Here is a 17,115-nt window from a genome sequence, read left to right on the forward strand (position 1 = left end):
ATGATGGAGTGCGCCCTATGCCGATCATGGATGAGTCGTCTCCCATTGGTGCCGCGATTGCACGGGATAGCCGGCGTGCGGATCGACTGTCGCAGACAACCTTTCCACGGCCGGACTCGACCCGTATCTTCACGATCGCGAACCAGAAGGGTGGCGTCGGAAAGACCACGACGGCGGTGAATATCGCAGCGGCCCTGGCCAACCAGGGACTGAACGTCCTGCTCATCGACATCGATCCGCAGGGCAATGCGAGCACCGCCCTGGGCATCGACCACTATTCCGAAGTCACGAGCATCTACGACGTCCTCATCGACGATGTGCCGATGCGTGAGGCTGTGGCACAGTGCCCTGACTTCGAAACTCTCAAGTGCGTGCCGGCTACGATCGACCTCGCCGGTGCGGAGATCGAACTCGTATCCCTTGTTGCTCGTGAACAGCGACTGCAGCGTGCCTTGGGCATCTATCTCAAGGAAGAGGAAGCGGCTGGAGACCGCGTCGACTACATCATCATCGACTGCCCGCCCAGTCTCGGCCTCCTGACAGTGAACGCCTTCGTGGCCGCTCGCGAAGTCCTCATCCCGATCCAGTGCGAATACTATGCGCTCGAAGGTCTCAGCCAGCTGCTGAAGAACATCCAGCTCATCCAGAAGCACCTCAATCCCGAATTGGCGATCACGACTATTCTGCTCACGATGTATGACGGACGGACGAACCTCAGTGCTCAGGTCGCAGAAGATGTGCGCACTCATTTCCCGGAGCAGGTGCTCGGTACGGCTATTCCGCGTTCTGTGAGGATTTCGGAAGCACCGAGTTATGGCCAGACCGTGATCTCATATGACCCACATTCCAGCGGCGCCCTGTCGTATCGGGAAGCTGCTGAAGAAATTGCGAATCGAGGAGTAAGTCGTGGTTGAACGCAAAAAGAGGGGCTTGGGACGCGGTCTCGGAGCACTGATCCCCGACGCGAACTCCAATGACCGTCCGGTCGATGTCTTCTTCTCCGGCGGGAGCACGGAAGACGGCAAGCGCGACGGCGAGACGAAGACGTCACGGACTGCGCGCACCGACCCAGCTGCCTCTATGCAGTCTTCTCGGCGACGCAAGCCGAAGGCAACAGGAACAACGCGTTCGACGAGCACAGCAACCGAGACCGGCACTGATACGAAGGCATCTGCTTCGAAGACATCCTCCTCGAAGTCAACGGCTGCCAAGTCGGGTACGGCCAAGGCCGGATCTTCCGCAACCACACAATCGAAGTCGATCGGCACGAAGGCCGCTCCATCGAAGTCGACGGGAACGAAGTCGGCAACGACTAAATCCTCATCTGCTAAGACAACTGCGTCCAAGCCCGCCGGCACGAAGTCGAATGCTTCCAAAACGCCAAGTTCGAATTCGTCGACCTCCAAGACCACGAACGCGAAGACTTCCACGGCCAAGACACCGGAGACTAAGACCTCCGTCTCTACGGCTAAACCATCCACGGCTAAGTCGAGTACCTCGAAGACTGACGGGGGCAACGCTTCCAAGCCGGCCTCTGCCGCCAAATCCACCCCACCGAAGGCGAAGGCTGGGTCATCTACCGCATCGACTGCTGAGAGCACGGAGAAGGCCTCTGCAGCGGCGAAAACCAGTACACGGAGCACATCCTCCTCTGTTCCAGCTTCAGACTCGGCAATCAACGCCAGTGAAGCTGAATCGCTCGAGTCGAATGAGGCTGTCGCGTCGGCGCCTTCGGTTGAGGATGATGTTCGTGAAACTCATCCAGGTGTGTATACGTCTTCCGGTCGTGACCAGGACGACGTTGAGTCGGATGAAAAGTCGACCCCCGAGCACCCTGACGACCAAGATCGGAATACTACGGCCGTAGTTGCTGATGATGCGGATGCCGCCGAAGACGAAATTCGGTCGTCAGCAGCATCGGTGCCGGAGTCGTCGTCTGTGGTTGCCGATTTCAGTGAGGACGGAACTACTTCCTCCTCAATGGAAGAACCCAGCGAGTCTGACACGTCAGAGGATGACGAAGATAGCGATAGCGGCGAAATTGACGGCGTCGAGTCGATTCCGGATACGGAGTTCGGTGAGATTGACGTCGATCTTATTGATGCGAACCCAAGGCAGCCTCGTACCGTCTTTGATGAGGATCTGTTGGCCGAGCTCGTCCACAGCATTCGCGAGATCGGTGTCCTTCAGCCTGTCGTCGTCAGGCAGAAGCCGAGCGACCATTCCCGCTTCGAGCTCATCATGGGTGAGCGTCGCCTTCGCGCCACGAAGGACGCTGGGCTGTCGACGATTCCGGCAATCATCCGGTACGTCGAAGATACAGACCTTCTACGGGACGCTCTTCTGGAGAACCTGCACCGTGCAGAACTCAATCCTCTCGAAGAAGCTGCCGCCTATGGTCAGCTGCTCGAGGACTTCGGATGCACGCAGGAAGAACTCTCCGAGCGCATCGGACGTTCTCGCCCTCAGATTTCCAACACACTGCGTCTTCTACGCCTGCCTCCTTTGGTGCAGCGTCGTGTGGCCGCCGGCGTTATTTCGGCCGGCCACGCTCGAGCTATTCTGGGTCTGCGCGATCCAGAACATATGGAAGTGCTGGCTCAGCGCATTGTTGCCGAAGGACTTTCCGTCAGGGCTTCCGAGGAGGCAGTTGTGCTGCTGAACCGCGGAGACTCGATCAATGTTTCACGTGCAACAACGAAGGTGGCTCCAGAGTTCCTTGCCGTTGCGGAACGTCTGGGTGATCGCCTGGACACCAAAGTGAACATTTCCGTTGGTAAACGAAAGGGCAAACTGAGCGTCGAGTTCGCCAACCAAGAAGACCTTGATCGTATTCTCGGTCTCCTGGGGATCTCAAATGAGGAATCACTCTGATCTGAGAACAATCAAACGATATGGCCTCCGCGGTAGCTATCGCGGAGGTTATATCTCTATCTACTTGAGATCAATGTGCCACTTGAGCGTTTCGGACGACTTGGCCTCCTACGAGCTGAGCCATTTAGACGGATTTTGCCGAGCGGATACGACCTTTGGCCGTTGACATTCCGCGAATGTTCAACGTGAAACAATGATGGTGGAGCCTGCGATAGGCAATTGTGTGAAGTCTGGCGCCATACTCTTCTGTGCCGTGTGTGTCTGCGATATTGCTCCGTAGCTATTGTGTCTAATCGTCACGGTCGCCGTTCAGTGAACACCTTGTCGCACGTTGTCACCAGACGGTTCTTGTCTGCTGCTGACGTAACCTATCATTAGTTTGTGCGGACATCTCCGGTTATGTGTACAAGGATGACCGCACCTCCACTCGTCCGGCATTGGTTGGTGGCATGAGCGATGGAGTGCCATCTCAGCACTATCGAGCGACCTTGATTTCACGTGAAACGTTCGTCTATAAGACGATCACGGGGATTCGCAGCCGCACGCGATGCAGTGGCGACTCGAAATTGCCCCGTTGGTATTGAAACGACCAGGCAGCGGCGCATTATTCGTTGCTGCAAAGGGTGATTCGAAGGTTTTAGCGCGTGCATTTTGTAACAGGTGCAAGAAGTCGCTTAGGTATAGTGACACCATGCGTGACGCTCGGACATCTCATGCTTCACATGAAACCTCGCTCTTCCGCGCAATTGGTCTCAATAGTTCTCGCTCGCCAACACCTGGAGCCTGGGCTCGTTCGGTTGGTGGTCTGTGACACTGGTCCGCTCTTGGATGCGCCGAGTCATTCAGGCGTTGAAAGGTCCTATTTGAGCTGACGTTGCCGGGTATATGTGATCGACTGGCGGAGTATTGCTGGAGGTTGTTTAGCCACCAATGGGTTCGTTGGTGAGTTGGTGCGGACTCAGCGAGCGCAACGATCATAATGGAAAGGATAATTTTGCCGTTATGACGCTTCGTAGCTTCAATACTTCCTATGGAGGAAGAAGGAACGGTCGTTCGCGTTTCACGTGAAACATGACTGGTATGAGTTGTCGTCCATAGCATGGGAGGCACGTTTGTACCCGGACTTGGATATGGCTATTACTGCAGCATTGAAGTTCGCTCAGTTACGAACCGTATCCACGCTTCCGTATTGGGCCCATGTCTATCCAAAAGCGCATGTTGGCGAATAGATTTGATCGCGCTAATGCGATCCCAAGAGCCGGTGGATCCGTCGAAAATCGGTGTCTATAGACTCTAAGGACTCATAATTCAGATTGTTTCACGTGAAACTGTGGTCCGCAGCACTAACCAGATTGATGGGTCGGTCTATTGGGCCCATTGAACTAAGCCTATCTAGTTCCATTTGCTCTCCGTCGGCTGTCGGATTGCTGACTGTCTATTGCGTAGACTTGATCGCGCGGTATCTAGGCCGTTTGTGTTCAATCCAGCTATCTCGTTTGAGTAGCGACAGAGATAGATGCTTCGGAGAAGGCAGTCACCTCCTTTGGGTCGGTTGACGAAACATTCGTACTCTCAGAAGGAGTTTCACGTGAAACGTTTGCTGACGGCTGAGGCACTGCATTTGAAGCTGAGTTGCCGGCATCGGGCTGACTTCCGTTATGAACAGGAAGTCTGCACCTGACCCATGTCGGTACTGTGCTTTTGGCGTTTGGAACCCCGATATAGGTCATAGTTTGATACTAATGACTGTTTTTACCGGGCCCAGATTTTGCGTGTTTCACGTGGAACATTAAGTGGTTGCGGTGATGGTCGACGTCCAGCATCGCAGCGCCAAACGCTATTGCAACAGATTTTAGAGCCATGCACCATTCTGAATGTGCCTCTTTGTCGCCTGTACATCGCGATGAGTCCGCATGGCACGGCCGCCCATACTCGAACGCATTCCCCTGCCCATTTTCCCTATTTGCCCTTTCCATCGAGGTCGGGAGTGGTTCCCGCGACGAGTTCCGTGTCCGGTCAAGCGGTTTGTGGGGATTGAACTTCACGCGAATGTCGGATGGAAGAATGGGCGATCGATGGTGTTTCACGTGAAACGGACGGACCCGGTCGTGCCCGAGTACTCTGTCCGCGATATTCGGATGTGTCGCAGGTATTGTCAGTTCCGCGGCGATGGTGGTGCCTGTCTGCCGCTACTCGGATTCTGAATTCCTTTGAACCCACTGGATGCACCGAGAAAGGTGACGGTGCTATGCGGTACCGCGTGCTATTAGTGAATTTGGCCGCGGTCTCTTCGTCCCCTGGCAGCGGTCGCACTATCAACGGTTTCACGTGAAACATTACTGGTTACGGATTCGGTTGCCCGAAAAGTGGTTCTTGTGGCTCTTCCGTTGGGTCAAATAGTTGGTTGTTCATCGGTGTGCTGTTTCACGTGAAACGGGCGAGTCACTGATTCACGGATCCATATTCCTATAGTTTGGTTCGCGGTATGGTTGGTCCCTTCTACGACAGTTCGTTGTGCCGTGGTTACGCCAATGTACCTTCGATGGCGACCATGAACCCGTCTCTAGTCATGAAGCCTTATGCAATCATCTAGTTGCGATGCGACTGTGTTGATGGATTTCCAGGTATCGGTCGACAATCAGGGAAAGAGACCAGTGGTGCAGTGGAGCCATTTCAAGTTGGGATAAGTGAAGCGCCGCGCTCCGATGAGGGAGCACGGCGCCTGATAGGGCGGTGGGATCGGCTAGGGCTAGCTCAGCGCTTTGATGGCGTCGAGACTGAGTGTGCCGGTCTGAGGATCCTTATCTTCGACGATGTAGAGCCGCTGCAGTGCAGCAGCAATTCCGTCTGCAATAGCGTCTCGGACGTGCGGATCCTGGAGGCTCTCAAGATCTTCTTGATTGGTGAGGTAACCGCTGACGACATGGACTTTCGGAGTCCTGAGCCGCTTCAACGACGACCATGTACGAGCGTGGGTCCGGCAATCCAGCATTCCGGTGCGTGCGACCACTTCCCCTTGGATGAGCTCCGCCAGCTTCTGTCCAGTGGGCGAATTGAGATCTGACTGACGCTCGTGGCCGAAGAAGAAAGTAGCGACGCCGTTGGCATCTTTGGACTTGCTCACGTCTGCAGTCACAGTGATGACCGCCGATGCGCCAAGAGTATCTGCTCGATTGACTTCGACGGCGTCTCCTTCCAGAAGGAGTGCACCGGCCCCGATAGCCTCCAGCCGACCAACAAGGCGACTTGCTATATCCAAAGTGATCTGACGTTCGAGCGCGGACTGCTCATCCGTCATCGGTAGATTCTGGAAATCTACAACTGTAGTTGCCGCCTCGATGACAAAGGTCCGCCCGACGAGTGATGTGCCCGAAGCTGCAACGCGTGCGCGCTCCTGAAGGGCGAAGAGGTTGCCGGTGTCCTGGTTGCGGTTGATGGCATCGAGTCCACGTAGAGTCTGAGGACCGGTCACCCCATCGACCTTCGTGCCTAGGCTCATCTGCAGTTCCCTGACGGCTGTCTCGGTCAGGGCTGCGTATTCAGAGTCGATTCGTCCCGGATAGAAGCCCAATCCCGCGAGCTTGGTCTGGAGGTTGACTACATCATCGCCTGTAAGCAACCTGACAGGGTCGAATCGTAGCACACGGTCACCGAGCTGGTATCGAGCCTGTTCGAGCTCTGAAAACGTCTCAGGGCCCAAAACACCGTCGCAGAGGATCCCCCGATCCTGCTGGAACTGCCTGACACCGAGCTCAAAGGCTCGATCGAAATCCGCGGTCTCGGTATCACCGACATTGAGACCCAGGCGGGCCATCTGAGCTTTGATATTCGGCAGCATCTCGGAAATGTCGCCGCGCGTATAGCGCGGTAAGTTCGTGTTCGTCAATGCGGTGCCAATCTTCGATGATGCGGTTCGAGGGTCAGTAATGGGTGGCGCCCAGAAATGCCTAAGGCGCCTGTTGATATTACAACAGGCGCCTTAGAACTTGATCAGATGAAGTCGGAGAGCTCATCCTCGAGGGCCGGCTTCGGGCGTGCGCCGATGATGGTCTTGGCGACCTCGCCGTCCTTGAACACATAGAGCGCCGGAATCGAGGTGATTCCGTAGGTGCTTGCGGTCTCGAGGTTCTCGTCGGTGTTGACCTTGACCACGTTGAGCTTGTCTCCGTGCTCTTCAGCGATCTGGTCAACGATGGGGCTGACCATACGGCAGGGGCCGCACCAAGGAGCCCAGAAATCGACGAGCACGGGCTTGTCGGACTTCAGTACGTTCTCTTCGAACGTTGCGTCAGTGACTTCTGTCGACATGAGTAACCTTCCTTCACAACGAATGTCTCTAGCAGAACAGTGGAACCGGTTCTTTCATTCCCCGGCGGATCCGCTCGCCCCCTTCGTGTGTGGGTTGTACAGCTGCGAGCGGATATTCCGAGGTCAGGAAGCGACGGAAGCTTCGGCTGCGGCAGCTTCTGCCACGGCAGGCTTGGAGGCCGCCTCCAGATCACCGAGGTAATGTTCGGCGTCGAGTGCAGCCGAACATCCCGAACCGGCAGCAGTGATCGCCTGACGGTAGACGGAGTCGATGACATCGCCTGCCGCAAAGACGCCTTCGACAGACGTCTTCGAGGTGCGTCCGTCGACGTTGAGGTACCCGTCGGCGCGCATCTCGAGCTGATCGGCGAACAGGCTCGTACGCGGGTCGGAACCGATGGCCACGAACATGCCGGTTACGGGCAGCTCAGAGGTCTCCCCTGTGACGGTGTTACGGATGGTCAGACCGGTGAGTGAGTCCTCACCGTGGACCTCGGCGACTTCGGAATCGAGAAGGAACTCGAGCTTCTCATCGGCGTTCGCACGATCCTGCATGGCCTGCGAAGCACGCAGCTCCTGCCGGCGGTGAACCAGAGTGACCTTGGACGCGAAACGTGTGAGGAAGGTGGCTTCCTCGAGAGCGGAGTCGCCTCCACCGATGACAGCGATGTGCTGATCGCGGAAGAAGAATCCGTCGCAGGTGGCACACCAGCTGACTCCGTGACCGGAGAGCTTCTTCTCATTGGGCAGGCCCAGCTCACGGTATGCCGAACCGGTTGCGAGGATCACTGCCTTTGCGGTGTAGCGCGAGCCCAGTGCGGTCACGATCTCATGAGCGCCCGGGTTGAGCTTGAGGGTCTCGACGTCGTCATAGATGACTTCTGCACCGAACTTCTCAGCCTGCTCGCGCATGCTCTCCATGAGTTCCGGTCCCTGCACGCCGGCGGGGAATCCGGGGAAGTTCTCGACATCGGTCGTGTTCATCAGTTCGCCGCCTGCGGTCACCGAACCGGCGATGACGACAGGTGCGAGGTTCGCGCGGGCCGCGTAGACGGCTGCGGTGTAACCTGCCGGTCCCGATCCGATGATCACTAGTTGAGTATCAGTCATGTGAAAAGTTCCCTGCTTCTATCTGCTCTGCTCGGTGCGCCGCGGAATGCCGCGCGAAATGACGTTCGTATCTATAACGGTACGGTGCCGAGGACTATTCCGCACCAGCCTCCGGTGTGAAACCTACCTACTGGTTCAGGAGAACTTCACGGAACTGATGGTGGCCTTGAAGCCGCCATCGGTCTGTGGCAGGTCGGTGATCCAGAGGATGAGCTTGTCGGTCTCGACCTCCTCATCGAACTTCACGGTGACAGCACCGTCGGCATCGAAGACGCCTTCGCCGATGACCTTCGCGTCCTCGGGGTCGTCTCCGTCGCGGATCTCGAACTTGCCTCCGGAGTTCCCCGACGCCACCTTCACCTTGCTGATGGTGGTTTTATCCTCGAACTCGAAGAGCAGACCGACTCCTGATTTGAGATTGCCGAAGCTCGCCGAGTTGTATCGGTCGGTGTTCCAGGACCCGTCGGTCTCAGGGATGACGTTCTCGGTTTCACTGTCGTGTTCCGAGCCATCGCCCTCGGGGTCGAGGGATTCGACGGTTTCGATCTTCGGCGGATCTGCCTTCGGCGTCTTCTTCTCTTCCTTCTTCGGCTGCTCGCTTGGTGCCGAGGATTCGGAGACTGGGGCGGACTCCTCGTCCCCCGAGTTGAATCCGATGATGACGATGCCGAGCACGATTGCGGCAACGACTGCAAGGCCGAGAACCAGCCACAGGAAGGGCTTCCGCGTGGCCGCGGGATCTCGCTGGTCGGAACCGGAACCTCCCGAACCATTGCCTGCACCACCGGAAGCAGCGCTGCCGCCACCACCAGCGCCGGCACCGCCTGCTGCGGCCGCGGCGCCGGCCGGTGCGGAGCTTGCGCCAGCGGCTCTGGAGGACTTCTTCGCTTTGCTGCCAGCAGCACCGGTCGAGCCGCCGGATTCGGCGGGCCCAAAATTGTCGGCACGGGCTTTCGCTCCGGCACCTGCTGCAGCTCCCGCCGCTGCGACTCCGGCCACGGCAGCACCTGCTGCCCCGGTAGTCTTGTTTCGGTTCTTCACTGACGCAGCCCGTGCTGCATCGGTCGAATCGCTGTGCTGTTGGCGTGGTTTGCCGGCCTTGCGCTCGGCCGGACGGACGGATGAGGAGTTCGCGGCCGCCTCGGCGCTGGATGCACCACCGGCATTCTGATCGTCGACCGTATTCTGATCGTCAACGGAATCCGGGGATAGCCTGCGCATCTCCTTCGGCGGTGCGGCAGCATTCGCTTCCTGCTGACGGGCAACAGAACTCGCCTCGAAAGCGGCAAGACGCCTGCGCGCCTCTTCCTCCTTGGCGTTCGCGATTCGCCTTTCACGTTCGTACTCACGGCGCTGATGCTCGCGCTGCTGTTCGTTCGTTTCGAACATACCGCCGAGGAACCAGGAACCGTCGTCCTCATCCTCGTCGTCCATGATCACGCGGGTATCGTTCTCGTCACCCTCGTCGTCGTTCTCGGGGACGATCTCGAGTGCCTGAGTATCCGGATCCGAATCGTCTTCCCGTCTCATGATCGGGGTTGTGAGGTTCTCGTCGTATTCGTGTTCTGCGTACTCCGAATACTCCGAATACGTCTGCTCCGGCTGCCATTCCTCCCAGTCCTGGGCGGCGCTGTCGAGCTGTTCCTTGGCGATCGGGAAGCTCGAGGCTTCGCGCATCTGCATCCGGTTGGCATACCGGCCCGTGGTGTGTCCGACCACTCCGGCAGCCAGTCCCCGCGTTCCCGGACGGGTGATGCCGATGCGCACGAGGGCAGCCTGCACCTGATCTTCGCTGGCGCTGGCCGAACCTTCAGGGCCGGGTCCGATGGTCTTCGAACGAGGTGCGGGCAGGCTCGTGGCTTCGTCGAAGCTGCGCGGTGACTGCTGGAACAGGTTCTCGTTCTCCGCCACTGGAGCACGATTGACGTAGCGCAGCAGTTCGGGATCCCAGTCATCGATGTAGCCGAGAACCTCGGCGACCGAACCCGGACCGGGATCGGAACCCGTGATGATGCCGCTGACGAAATCATCGAGTTTGTCGGGGACGTCGGGGTTGAGCGCTTGGGCCCGGGCGATCCGGGCGTTCTCCTTCTCCGCAGGAGGGATGCCGTCGAACGACTCCTCACCGGGCCAGTAACCGGTCAGAGCCGTGTAGAAGAGCTGGACGAGAGCCAGCGCGTCTCGTCGTGATGCCTTCGTCGGCGTGTAGTCCTTCTGCTCGACGAGCCCGGTGTCCAGCGCCAGTGCCGCATCGATGCCGATGCCTGCGATGACCACCGCACCCTTCGAGGTCAGTCCGACCACGCTCGGCCGCAGGAACATATGGAACAGTCCCCGCCTGGCCGAGGTCACGAGCGCCGAGCCGACCTCGCCTATGAGCGCGCACGCGGCGTCGACGGGCAGCGGCGAACGCGGCAGGATCTGGTTGAACGGCGTCACCGCGATGCGCTTGATGACGATGTAGTCGAGCCCATTGGAATGTCCGACGTCGAGAGTCGGGGCGATGCGCGGGTCACCGAGGATCGATACGCGACGGGCGGCTTCGAGAACGTCGTTGGATCCATCGGCATCAGCGACGAGGATGAGCACGGGTTCGTCGAGGATCGCATCGAGTCCGGTGCAGACGGCACCGACTTCGGGCTTCTCGGGCAGCCACCGACGGTCGACGGTCGATACGACATAACGGCCGGCCACCACCATGCCGGGTTCGATATCGATCAGGGCGACCACCTCCGGTGGGGATTCAAAGGGCTCAGGCTGTTTTTCTTAGTTTTCCAGCTACTACGTCAATTATCGAATGCAACTCTCTGACTCTGAGCAAATAACAAGCTCCGATGAAGAACAGAAGCATCACGGTGCCGACAATGGCCGTGGTGATGAACGCCTGCCAGCGTCCCGCCAAGGCGAAGTCCGGGAAGAAGTAGAGCAGACCGAACCCTGCGCCGCCAGCGACGATCGCTGCGAGGAGGAACTTCAGATGCGAAGTGAGGATCTCACGCAGGTCGATGACGCCGAGGCGCTTCTTCAGGACCGCAAACGAGATGATCATCGCCATGAGGTATCCGAGGCTCATGACCAGTCCGATGATCGCCACCGTCACCGACTTCGGGAAGATCGTTGCCGAGAGCACCGCCAGGGACTGGAAGATGATCTGCGGCAGCTGAATGAGGAAGGGAGTCTTCGCATCCTCATAGGCATAGAAGACCCGCTGCGCGAGATAGTTCGCGCTGAAGGGAATGAGTCCGAAGACCATTGTGATGATGACCAGACCGATGGCGGTGGCCTGCTCCCGTCCCTCACCGGCGATGATCATCGCGACGGGGGTGGCGAGAACGATGAAGGCCACGGCGGCGAAGGAGTTGACGAATCCGACCATCCGCACACCCATGGAGAAGTCGCTGACGACTGCTTCGGTGTCATTGTTCGCCGCGTCCTTTGCCAGGGAGGTGAACAGAGCCGTAGCCAAGGACACCGCGATAAGCGAATGCGGGAGCATGAACACGAGGTAGGCGGTCGTATACGCGGCGTTCGAGGCGTTTCCGTCGCCGGGGATCGACGCCCCCGACGCGACACGGGAGATGACGAGGAAGCCGATCTGCCCGACGAGCATGGCCGAGAACGTCCAGAACGCGACCTTGCCGGCCGAACCGAGACCGACTCCGCGGAAGCCGAATGTCGGCTTGTATTTGAAGCCGATGCGCTTGAGCGGCCAGATGAGGATGAGCGCCTGTGCCGCGACACCGAGAGTCGCCGTGCCTGCGATGAGGGCGATCTTGTCCGGGGTCCAGGTGTCGAGATCGTGCGGTGAAGCGTTGTTCGTGCCGAAGATGAGGATGAAGGCGGCGAGACCGGCGATCGCGACGACATTGTTGAGCACAGGGGCCCACATATAGGGACCGAACGATGACTTCGCATTGAGCACTTGGCCCAGCAGTGTGTAGAGGCCGTAGAAGAACAGCTGCGGCAGACACCAGAAGGCGAAGGCAGTGGCCAGGGCCATCTGTTCATCGCTCCACCCTGATGAGTACAGCCAGACGAGCAGCGGAGCCGCAGCGGTGGCGATGATGCTCACGCCCGCGAGGAGCAGGAACGACAGGGTCAGCAGCCGGTTCGTGAAGTCGGCGCCGCCGTCCTCGCGTTTGGAGGCACGCACGATCTGCGGGACGAGCACGGCATTGACCACACCCCCGGCCAACAGCATGTAGAGCGTGTTGGGCACCTTGTTCGCAATGTCGAAGGCATCGGCCTGAACCGCGGTGACACCGATCGCGGTGGCCAGCATCGAGGCTTTGACGAACCCGAGGATGCGGGAGGTCATGGTGCCGGCGGTCATGATCGCTGAGGACCGGGCCAGGGATGAGAAGCTGGACACGCTCTACCTCTTTTCGGGGTCGTCGGTCTTGGCGCGGGCCATCGCATCGGCCATCTGCTGTTCGGGGATCTTCGGTCGGCCGCGCGAAATGGTCTTGATCAAGCCGATCACGAACACGACTGCCAAGGCCAATCCGATCGCAGCGGTGCCGATGTTCTCCCAATCGGCGCGGACCCGAACCATGAGGGATTCATGCTTGGGCAGCACCACCTCGTCGGCGGTGACCATCTCGATCGTCGTGGGCACATCTGCGTTGGCGAGGCCTTCGACGGGCACGTCCACACGCATCGTCTCCGCGGCGGGCACCTTCACGGTCTCCGTCTCCTGCGCCCGCAGCTGCGGAGTGTTCGGCTTCATACGGATCCGCAGGGTCGCCTCGGCGGGAGACTCATTGACGATCGTGACCGGGATCGTCGTCTTCTCGCCGGTGACGAGGAGGACGGACGATCCCTTGCGCAGGTGCAGGCTGTCCATGAGCTTCTCGCTCTGCTCGCGGGCCTGACCGGCGCAGATGTTCGCGTTCCGGCCCAGGGTCCACGCCGCCGAGGTGCAGGTGAGAAGTTCGCGGTCGAGCCGGATATCGGCGCTTTCACGGTCGGTGAAGACGCTGTTGAAGTCCTCTTGGTTCGCCCGGGTTTCGGCCAGGGATTTCACGGCCCTCTTCCGGATGTGCGGAGCGTCGGAATCCGTCCGCAGCAGTCCGCGCGACTCGGACCCGGAGTCGAGGATCTCGTCGACCCCGGTGGGGGCGATCCACGGTGCCGAGCTCAGTTCCTCGACGGTCTGTTCCCAATTCGTCGAGGCGGCCGCGCGCGGGAGCGGAACGAACAGGCTGCGGGTGCGGTAGGGGGCCTCGGATTGGATCACTGCAGACTCCGCGACGAGTTCGGACAGTGCCCCGGCGGGGTTGTCCTCGGCGATCGCCTCGGCGCTCATGTCCGTCAGCTTCGAATCGGAGATGAGGGTGTCGATCGTCGACTCTCCGTCATCGGTGACCGTCGTCTGCGAATGCGCATCATCGTGGATGCCGGTGATCGAAGGCTGCTGAGCATCGCTGATGATCGCAGTGGAATTGCCGGACTTCTTCAGCGCACGCAGACCGTTCTTCGTCGCACTTCCGGCCACCGGCCAAGCGATGTCCGTACGGGCGTCGGGGAAGACGTCTTTGACGATCTCGCGCTGCTTCTGCGCGAAGGTGCTCAGCCGGTCGATCTTCGTCCCGCGCAGGGCGCTGAGGTCGGGGTCGCCATAGGGCAGGGCGACGACAGTGTGCTTCTTCGCCGCCTCCACGAAGTCCTGATACCAGGAATCGAGGCGTTTGCGCTGGTCCTCCTCGGCTTCGAGATCGGCACCGCTGGAATCGGCGTCATCGTTCTCCGGTGCCCCGACCGGCGGCGACTGGGTCTCATCGCCTTCGTCCGCACTGGGTTCGTCGGTCTCCTCCGGTGCGTCGGCGGCCGGAGGTTCGGCGATCGCGGCTTCGAAGGAGGCGATGACTCGCGGATCGACCGCCAGCGCGAGTTCCTTGTGTTTCAGGAGCTTCGCGATCGTGTCGAGCGAACCGCCTTCGGCGATGGCGGCATCGAGCCGGTCGGAAGGGATGAGTCCGCCCTCGGAATGGCCGGGCAGGGTGACGGGAGCGAGCACGCTGATCTTCGTCTGATCGAACTCCGGGTCCGGGTACCACGTGGTGAAGCCGAGGGCAGAGGCCCGCAGACCGGTCTCGTCGCCGAGCTGGACCGCCAGCCCTCGGGGACCCCAAGAACTCACGGGTGAGGACTTGCTCAGATCGAGATCGTCGGCGGGAACACGGAAGGTGAACTCCGCAGTGGCACCGGGATCGATGGTGTCCTCGAACGAAGTGTCGAGGGTGCTTCCCGAGTCGTCATCCGAATCGGCGTCGTTGTCCTTCTTCGCCTTCTCTCTGGCCTCGGCTCCATCATGTTCGAGATCGGCGACGGTGCGGTGCTGTGCCTGCCCCTGCTTCCAGGACGTCAGGCGGGATTCGGAATCGAGCTTGCGTGTCGACATCTGCAGACTCAGGCTCGGCTTCTCGACCGCCTTCTTCGTCGTGTTCGAGATCTTTCCCCGCACGGTCAGCGTGCCTTCGTCATCGATCCACGGAGTCACCTCGTCGAGAGTGATCGAGACCTCGTCCTTATCGGCATCGGAGTCCTTGTTCGCATCGGTGCTGGCGGCTGCCGGCGCGGCGGTGAGCAGCGGGTATGCGAAAACTGACCCTGCGAGCAGCAGGAGTGTGCTCAGCAGGGCGGTGAGGAATCGCATACGGCGGATCGGAATGGGTTTCACTGCTCCAGTCGGGACACCATCGGTCGGGCGGCGGCGACGATTCGGCGCTCATTGGCGAACGACAGGCGCGAACGCAGGTCATTGAAGGGCACCCACGCCGCATCGATCGCTTCTTGGTCAGGATCATTATCCACGGTCAGAGTCCCCGACTGTGCACGCAGCAGGAAATGGTGGACGAGTTTGTGGATCCGGATCCCGGTCACGGTGAACCAGTAGTCGACGGTTCCCAGCGGACAGATGATCTGCCCCGCGATCCCGGTCTCCTCTTCGACCTCACGACGGGCCGCCTCGGCGGGGGTCTCAGTTCCCTCGAGATGTCCCTTGGGAAGGCACCATTCGATCCGGCCGGCGCGATTGATGCGCGCGATGACGGCCACGGTCAGCTTCGGATGTGAGAAGTCGACAACGATGCCACCGGCGGAGATCTCCTCCACTGTGGTGCGGCGGGACGTGCGGGGTCCCGGCTTGGGCATCGGTGTGGTCATTCTCCTACCTTAGTAGGCGAAGCTTGGAAGTTTCGTGTCATCGGCTCCCGGTAGTCTTATGGAGACCGGAACTCGCGCCTGGACGCGGGAGGCGAGTTCCCATGGGCAAGAGCAGAAATCTGAAGAACCGAAGGAGCTCGGTGGATCCGCAGACCGCGCACAACCGACTGCACGACAAGCTCGACGAACTCGAGCACATCCTCGGCCCGCTGGGTCAGAGGTTCTCCTCAGCCGGTTTCGAACTCGCCCTCGTCGGCGGTTCCGTCCGTGACGCGCTGCTCGGTCGCCCCATGCCCGACCTCGACTTCACCACCGATGCCCACCCCGACGACATCCTCCGACTGATCGCCGACTGGGTCGACACGCACTGGGACATCGGGCGCGAATTCGGCACCATCGGGGCCGTGAAGTCCGGAGTGCAGATCGAGATCACGACCTACCGTGCCGAAGCCTACGAAGAGGACTCGCGCAAACCGGTGGTCGCCTTCGGCACAGACCTCGACGCCGACCTGGTTCGCCGCGATTTCACGATCGGGGCGATGGCGATCCGCCTGCCGTCGAAGACCTTCGTCGACCCCCATCAGGGATTCGACGACCTCATCGCCGGACGCATCCGCACTCCCGGTGCCGCCGCAGACTCGTTCTCCGATGATCCGCTGCGGATGATGCGCGCGGCTCGGTTCACCGCCCAGCTCGGGCTCGATCCCGTGGCTGAGGTGGAAGAGGCGATGACGGCGATGGCCGATCGGATCGAGATCATCTCCGCCGAACGCGTCCAGGTCGAACTCGTGAAGCTCATCACCGGCATCGATCCGGTCGCCGGAATCGACCTGCTGGTGCGCACCGGCATCGCCGACCATGTTCTGCCCGAAGTGTCCGGACTGCAGTTGGAGACGGACGAGCACCATCGGCACAAGGACGTCTACCAGCATTCGCTGACCGTGCTGCGTCAGGCCGTCGAACTCGAGGGCCGGTACGCCGAGAAGCAGCGGGAAGCCGGAATGGCCGACGACGATCCGCAGCGCCTGCGCGTGCCGGACTTCACCGTCCGCTTCGCAGCACTCATGCATGATGTCGGCAAACCCGCCACTCGCCGCTTCCAGCCCGGCGGTGCCGTGACCTTCTACCATCACGATGCGGTGGGCGCGAAGCTCACGGCCAAGCGGATGAAGGCGCTGCGCTTCGACAAGGACACGACGAAGGCGGTCGGCCGCCTCGTCGAACTGCACCTGCGCTTCTACGGCTACGGCGATGCCGGGTGGACGGATTCGGCGGTGCGCCGCTATGTCACGGACGCCGGACGGCTGCTCTCACGCCTGCACATCCTCACCCGCGCGGACGTGACTACCCGCAACAAGCGCAAGGCCGACCGGCTGGCGTTCGCCTATGACGACCTGGAAGAGCGCATCGAGGCTCTGGCGAAACAGGAGGAGCTCGATTCGATCCGTCCGGATCTCGACGGTCGGCAGATCATGGCGATCCTCGACATCGAACCATCGCCGCTGGTGGGCAAGGCGTACAAGCATCTGCTCGAGCTGCGGATGGAGCACGGACCGCTCGGGCCCGAACGCGCCGAGGCGGAGCTGCGATCCTGGTGGGAGACTCACGGTCAGTGACCGACCCCCGCCTGCTCTCCGACTGATCGGTGCTGGTAGC

At 60.2% G+C, this 17,115-nt stretch carries 11 protein-coding genes; 3 read left to right on the plus strand and 8 right to left on the minus strand.

Annotated features, from left to right (window positions below; all coding sequences use genetic code 11):
- The first annotated feature begins 17 nt into the window (after positions 1–17).
- Positions 18–914, plus strand: coding sequence for a ParA family protein (locus tag BEP01S_RS02920; protein WP_039211713.1), 897 nt, complete (start codon positions 18–20; stop codon positions 912–914).
- Here BEP01S_RS02920 and BEP01S_RS17015 read toward each other — a convergent pair.
- On the minus strand, positions 831–1,643 hold the full coding sequence (locus BEP01S_RS17015; RefSeq protein WP_218004319.1) for a hypothetical protein: 813 nt from the start codon (positions 1,641–1,643) through the stop codon (positions 831–833). The two genes, BEP01S_RS02920 and BEP01S_RS17015, sit on opposite strands and share 84 nt — an antisense overlap.
- A 124-nt stretch (positions 1,644–1,767) precedes the next feature.
- Here BEP01S_RS17015 and BEP01S_RS17020 point away from each other — a divergent pair, with 124 nt between their 5' ends.
- Complete coding sequence (locus BEP01S_RS17020; protein WP_244882028.1) at positions 1,768–2,874, plus strand: ParB/RepB/Spo0J family partition protein; 1,107 nt, start codon at positions 1,768–1,770, stop codon at positions 2,872–2,874.
- Positions 2,875–5,623: 2,749 nt separating this feature from the next.
- Here the strand turns inward: BEP01S_RS17020 and BEP01S_RS02930 are convergent.
- The 7 genes from BEP01S_RS02930 to BEP01S_RS02960 all read right to left on the minus strand — a co-directional run bounded on the left by BEP01S_RS02930 (position 5,624) and on the right by BEP01S_RS02960 (position 15,459).
- A complete protein-coding gene (locus tag BEP01S_RS02930) occupies positions 5,624–6,760 on the minus strand; it encodes an N-acetylmuramoyl-L-alanine amidase (RefSeq protein WP_244882029.1) in 1,137 nt (378 codons plus the stop codon).
- A 104-nt stretch (positions 6,761–6,864) separates the two neighbouring features.
- Positions 6,865–7,182, minus strand: coding sequence for a thioredoxin (gene trxA / locus BEP01S_RS02935; protein ID WP_039211718.1), 318 nt, complete (start codon positions 7,180–7,182; stop codon positions 6,865–6,867).
- Between the two features lie 123 nt (positions 7,183–7,305).
- Positions 7,306–8,292 (minus strand): thioredoxin-disulfide reductase, encoded by a 987-nt coding sequence (gene trxB / locus BEP01S_RS02940; RefSeq protein ID WP_062240416.1) that lies wholly within the window; start codon positions 8,290–8,292, stop codon positions 7,306–7,308.
- Between the two features lie 135 nt (positions 8,293–8,427).
- On the minus strand, positions 8,428–11,022 hold the full coding sequence (locus BEP01S_RS02945) for a protein kinase family protein (protein ID WP_062240419.1): 2,595 nt from the start codon (positions 11,020–11,022) through the stop codon (positions 8,428–8,430).
- Between the two features lie 22 nt (positions 11,023–11,044).
- A complete protein-coding gene (murJ, locus tag BEP01S_RS02950; protein WP_083532481.1) occupies positions 11,045–12,664 on the minus strand; it encodes a murein biosynthesis integral membrane protein MurJ in 1,620 nt (539 codons plus the stop codon).
- Positions 12,665–12,667: 3 nt separating this feature from the next.
- Positions 12,668–14,974, minus strand: a complete 2,307-nt coding sequence (locus BEP01S_RS02955; RefSeq protein WP_244882030.1) for a DUF6049 family protein — start codon at positions 14,972–14,974, stop codon at positions 12,668–12,670.
- A complete protein-coding gene (locus tag BEP01S_RS02960) occupies positions 14,971–15,459 on the minus strand; it encodes an NUDIX domain-containing protein (RefSeq protein WP_062240424.1) in 489 nt (162 codons plus the stop codon). Before BEP01S_RS02960 ends, BEP01S_RS02955 begins: the two co-directional genes overlap by 4 nt.
- A gap of 140 nt (positions 15,460–15,599) precedes the next feature.
- Between BEP01S_RS02960 and BEP01S_RS02965 the strand changes: the two genes are divergently transcribed.
- Entirely contained in the window at positions 15,600–17,075 is a 1,476-nt protein-coding gene (locus BEP01S_RS02965; protein ID WP_062240425.1) for a CCA tRNA nucleotidyltransferase, read from the plus strand.
- Positions 17,076–17,115 lie beyond the last annotated feature (40 nt).

It is taken from the genome of Brevibacterium epidermidis NBRC 14811 (genome assembly GCF_001570805.1).
Taxonomy (GTDB): Bacteria; Actinomycetota; Actinomycetes; order Actinomycetales; family Brevibacteriaceae; genus Brevibacterium; species Brevibacterium epidermidis.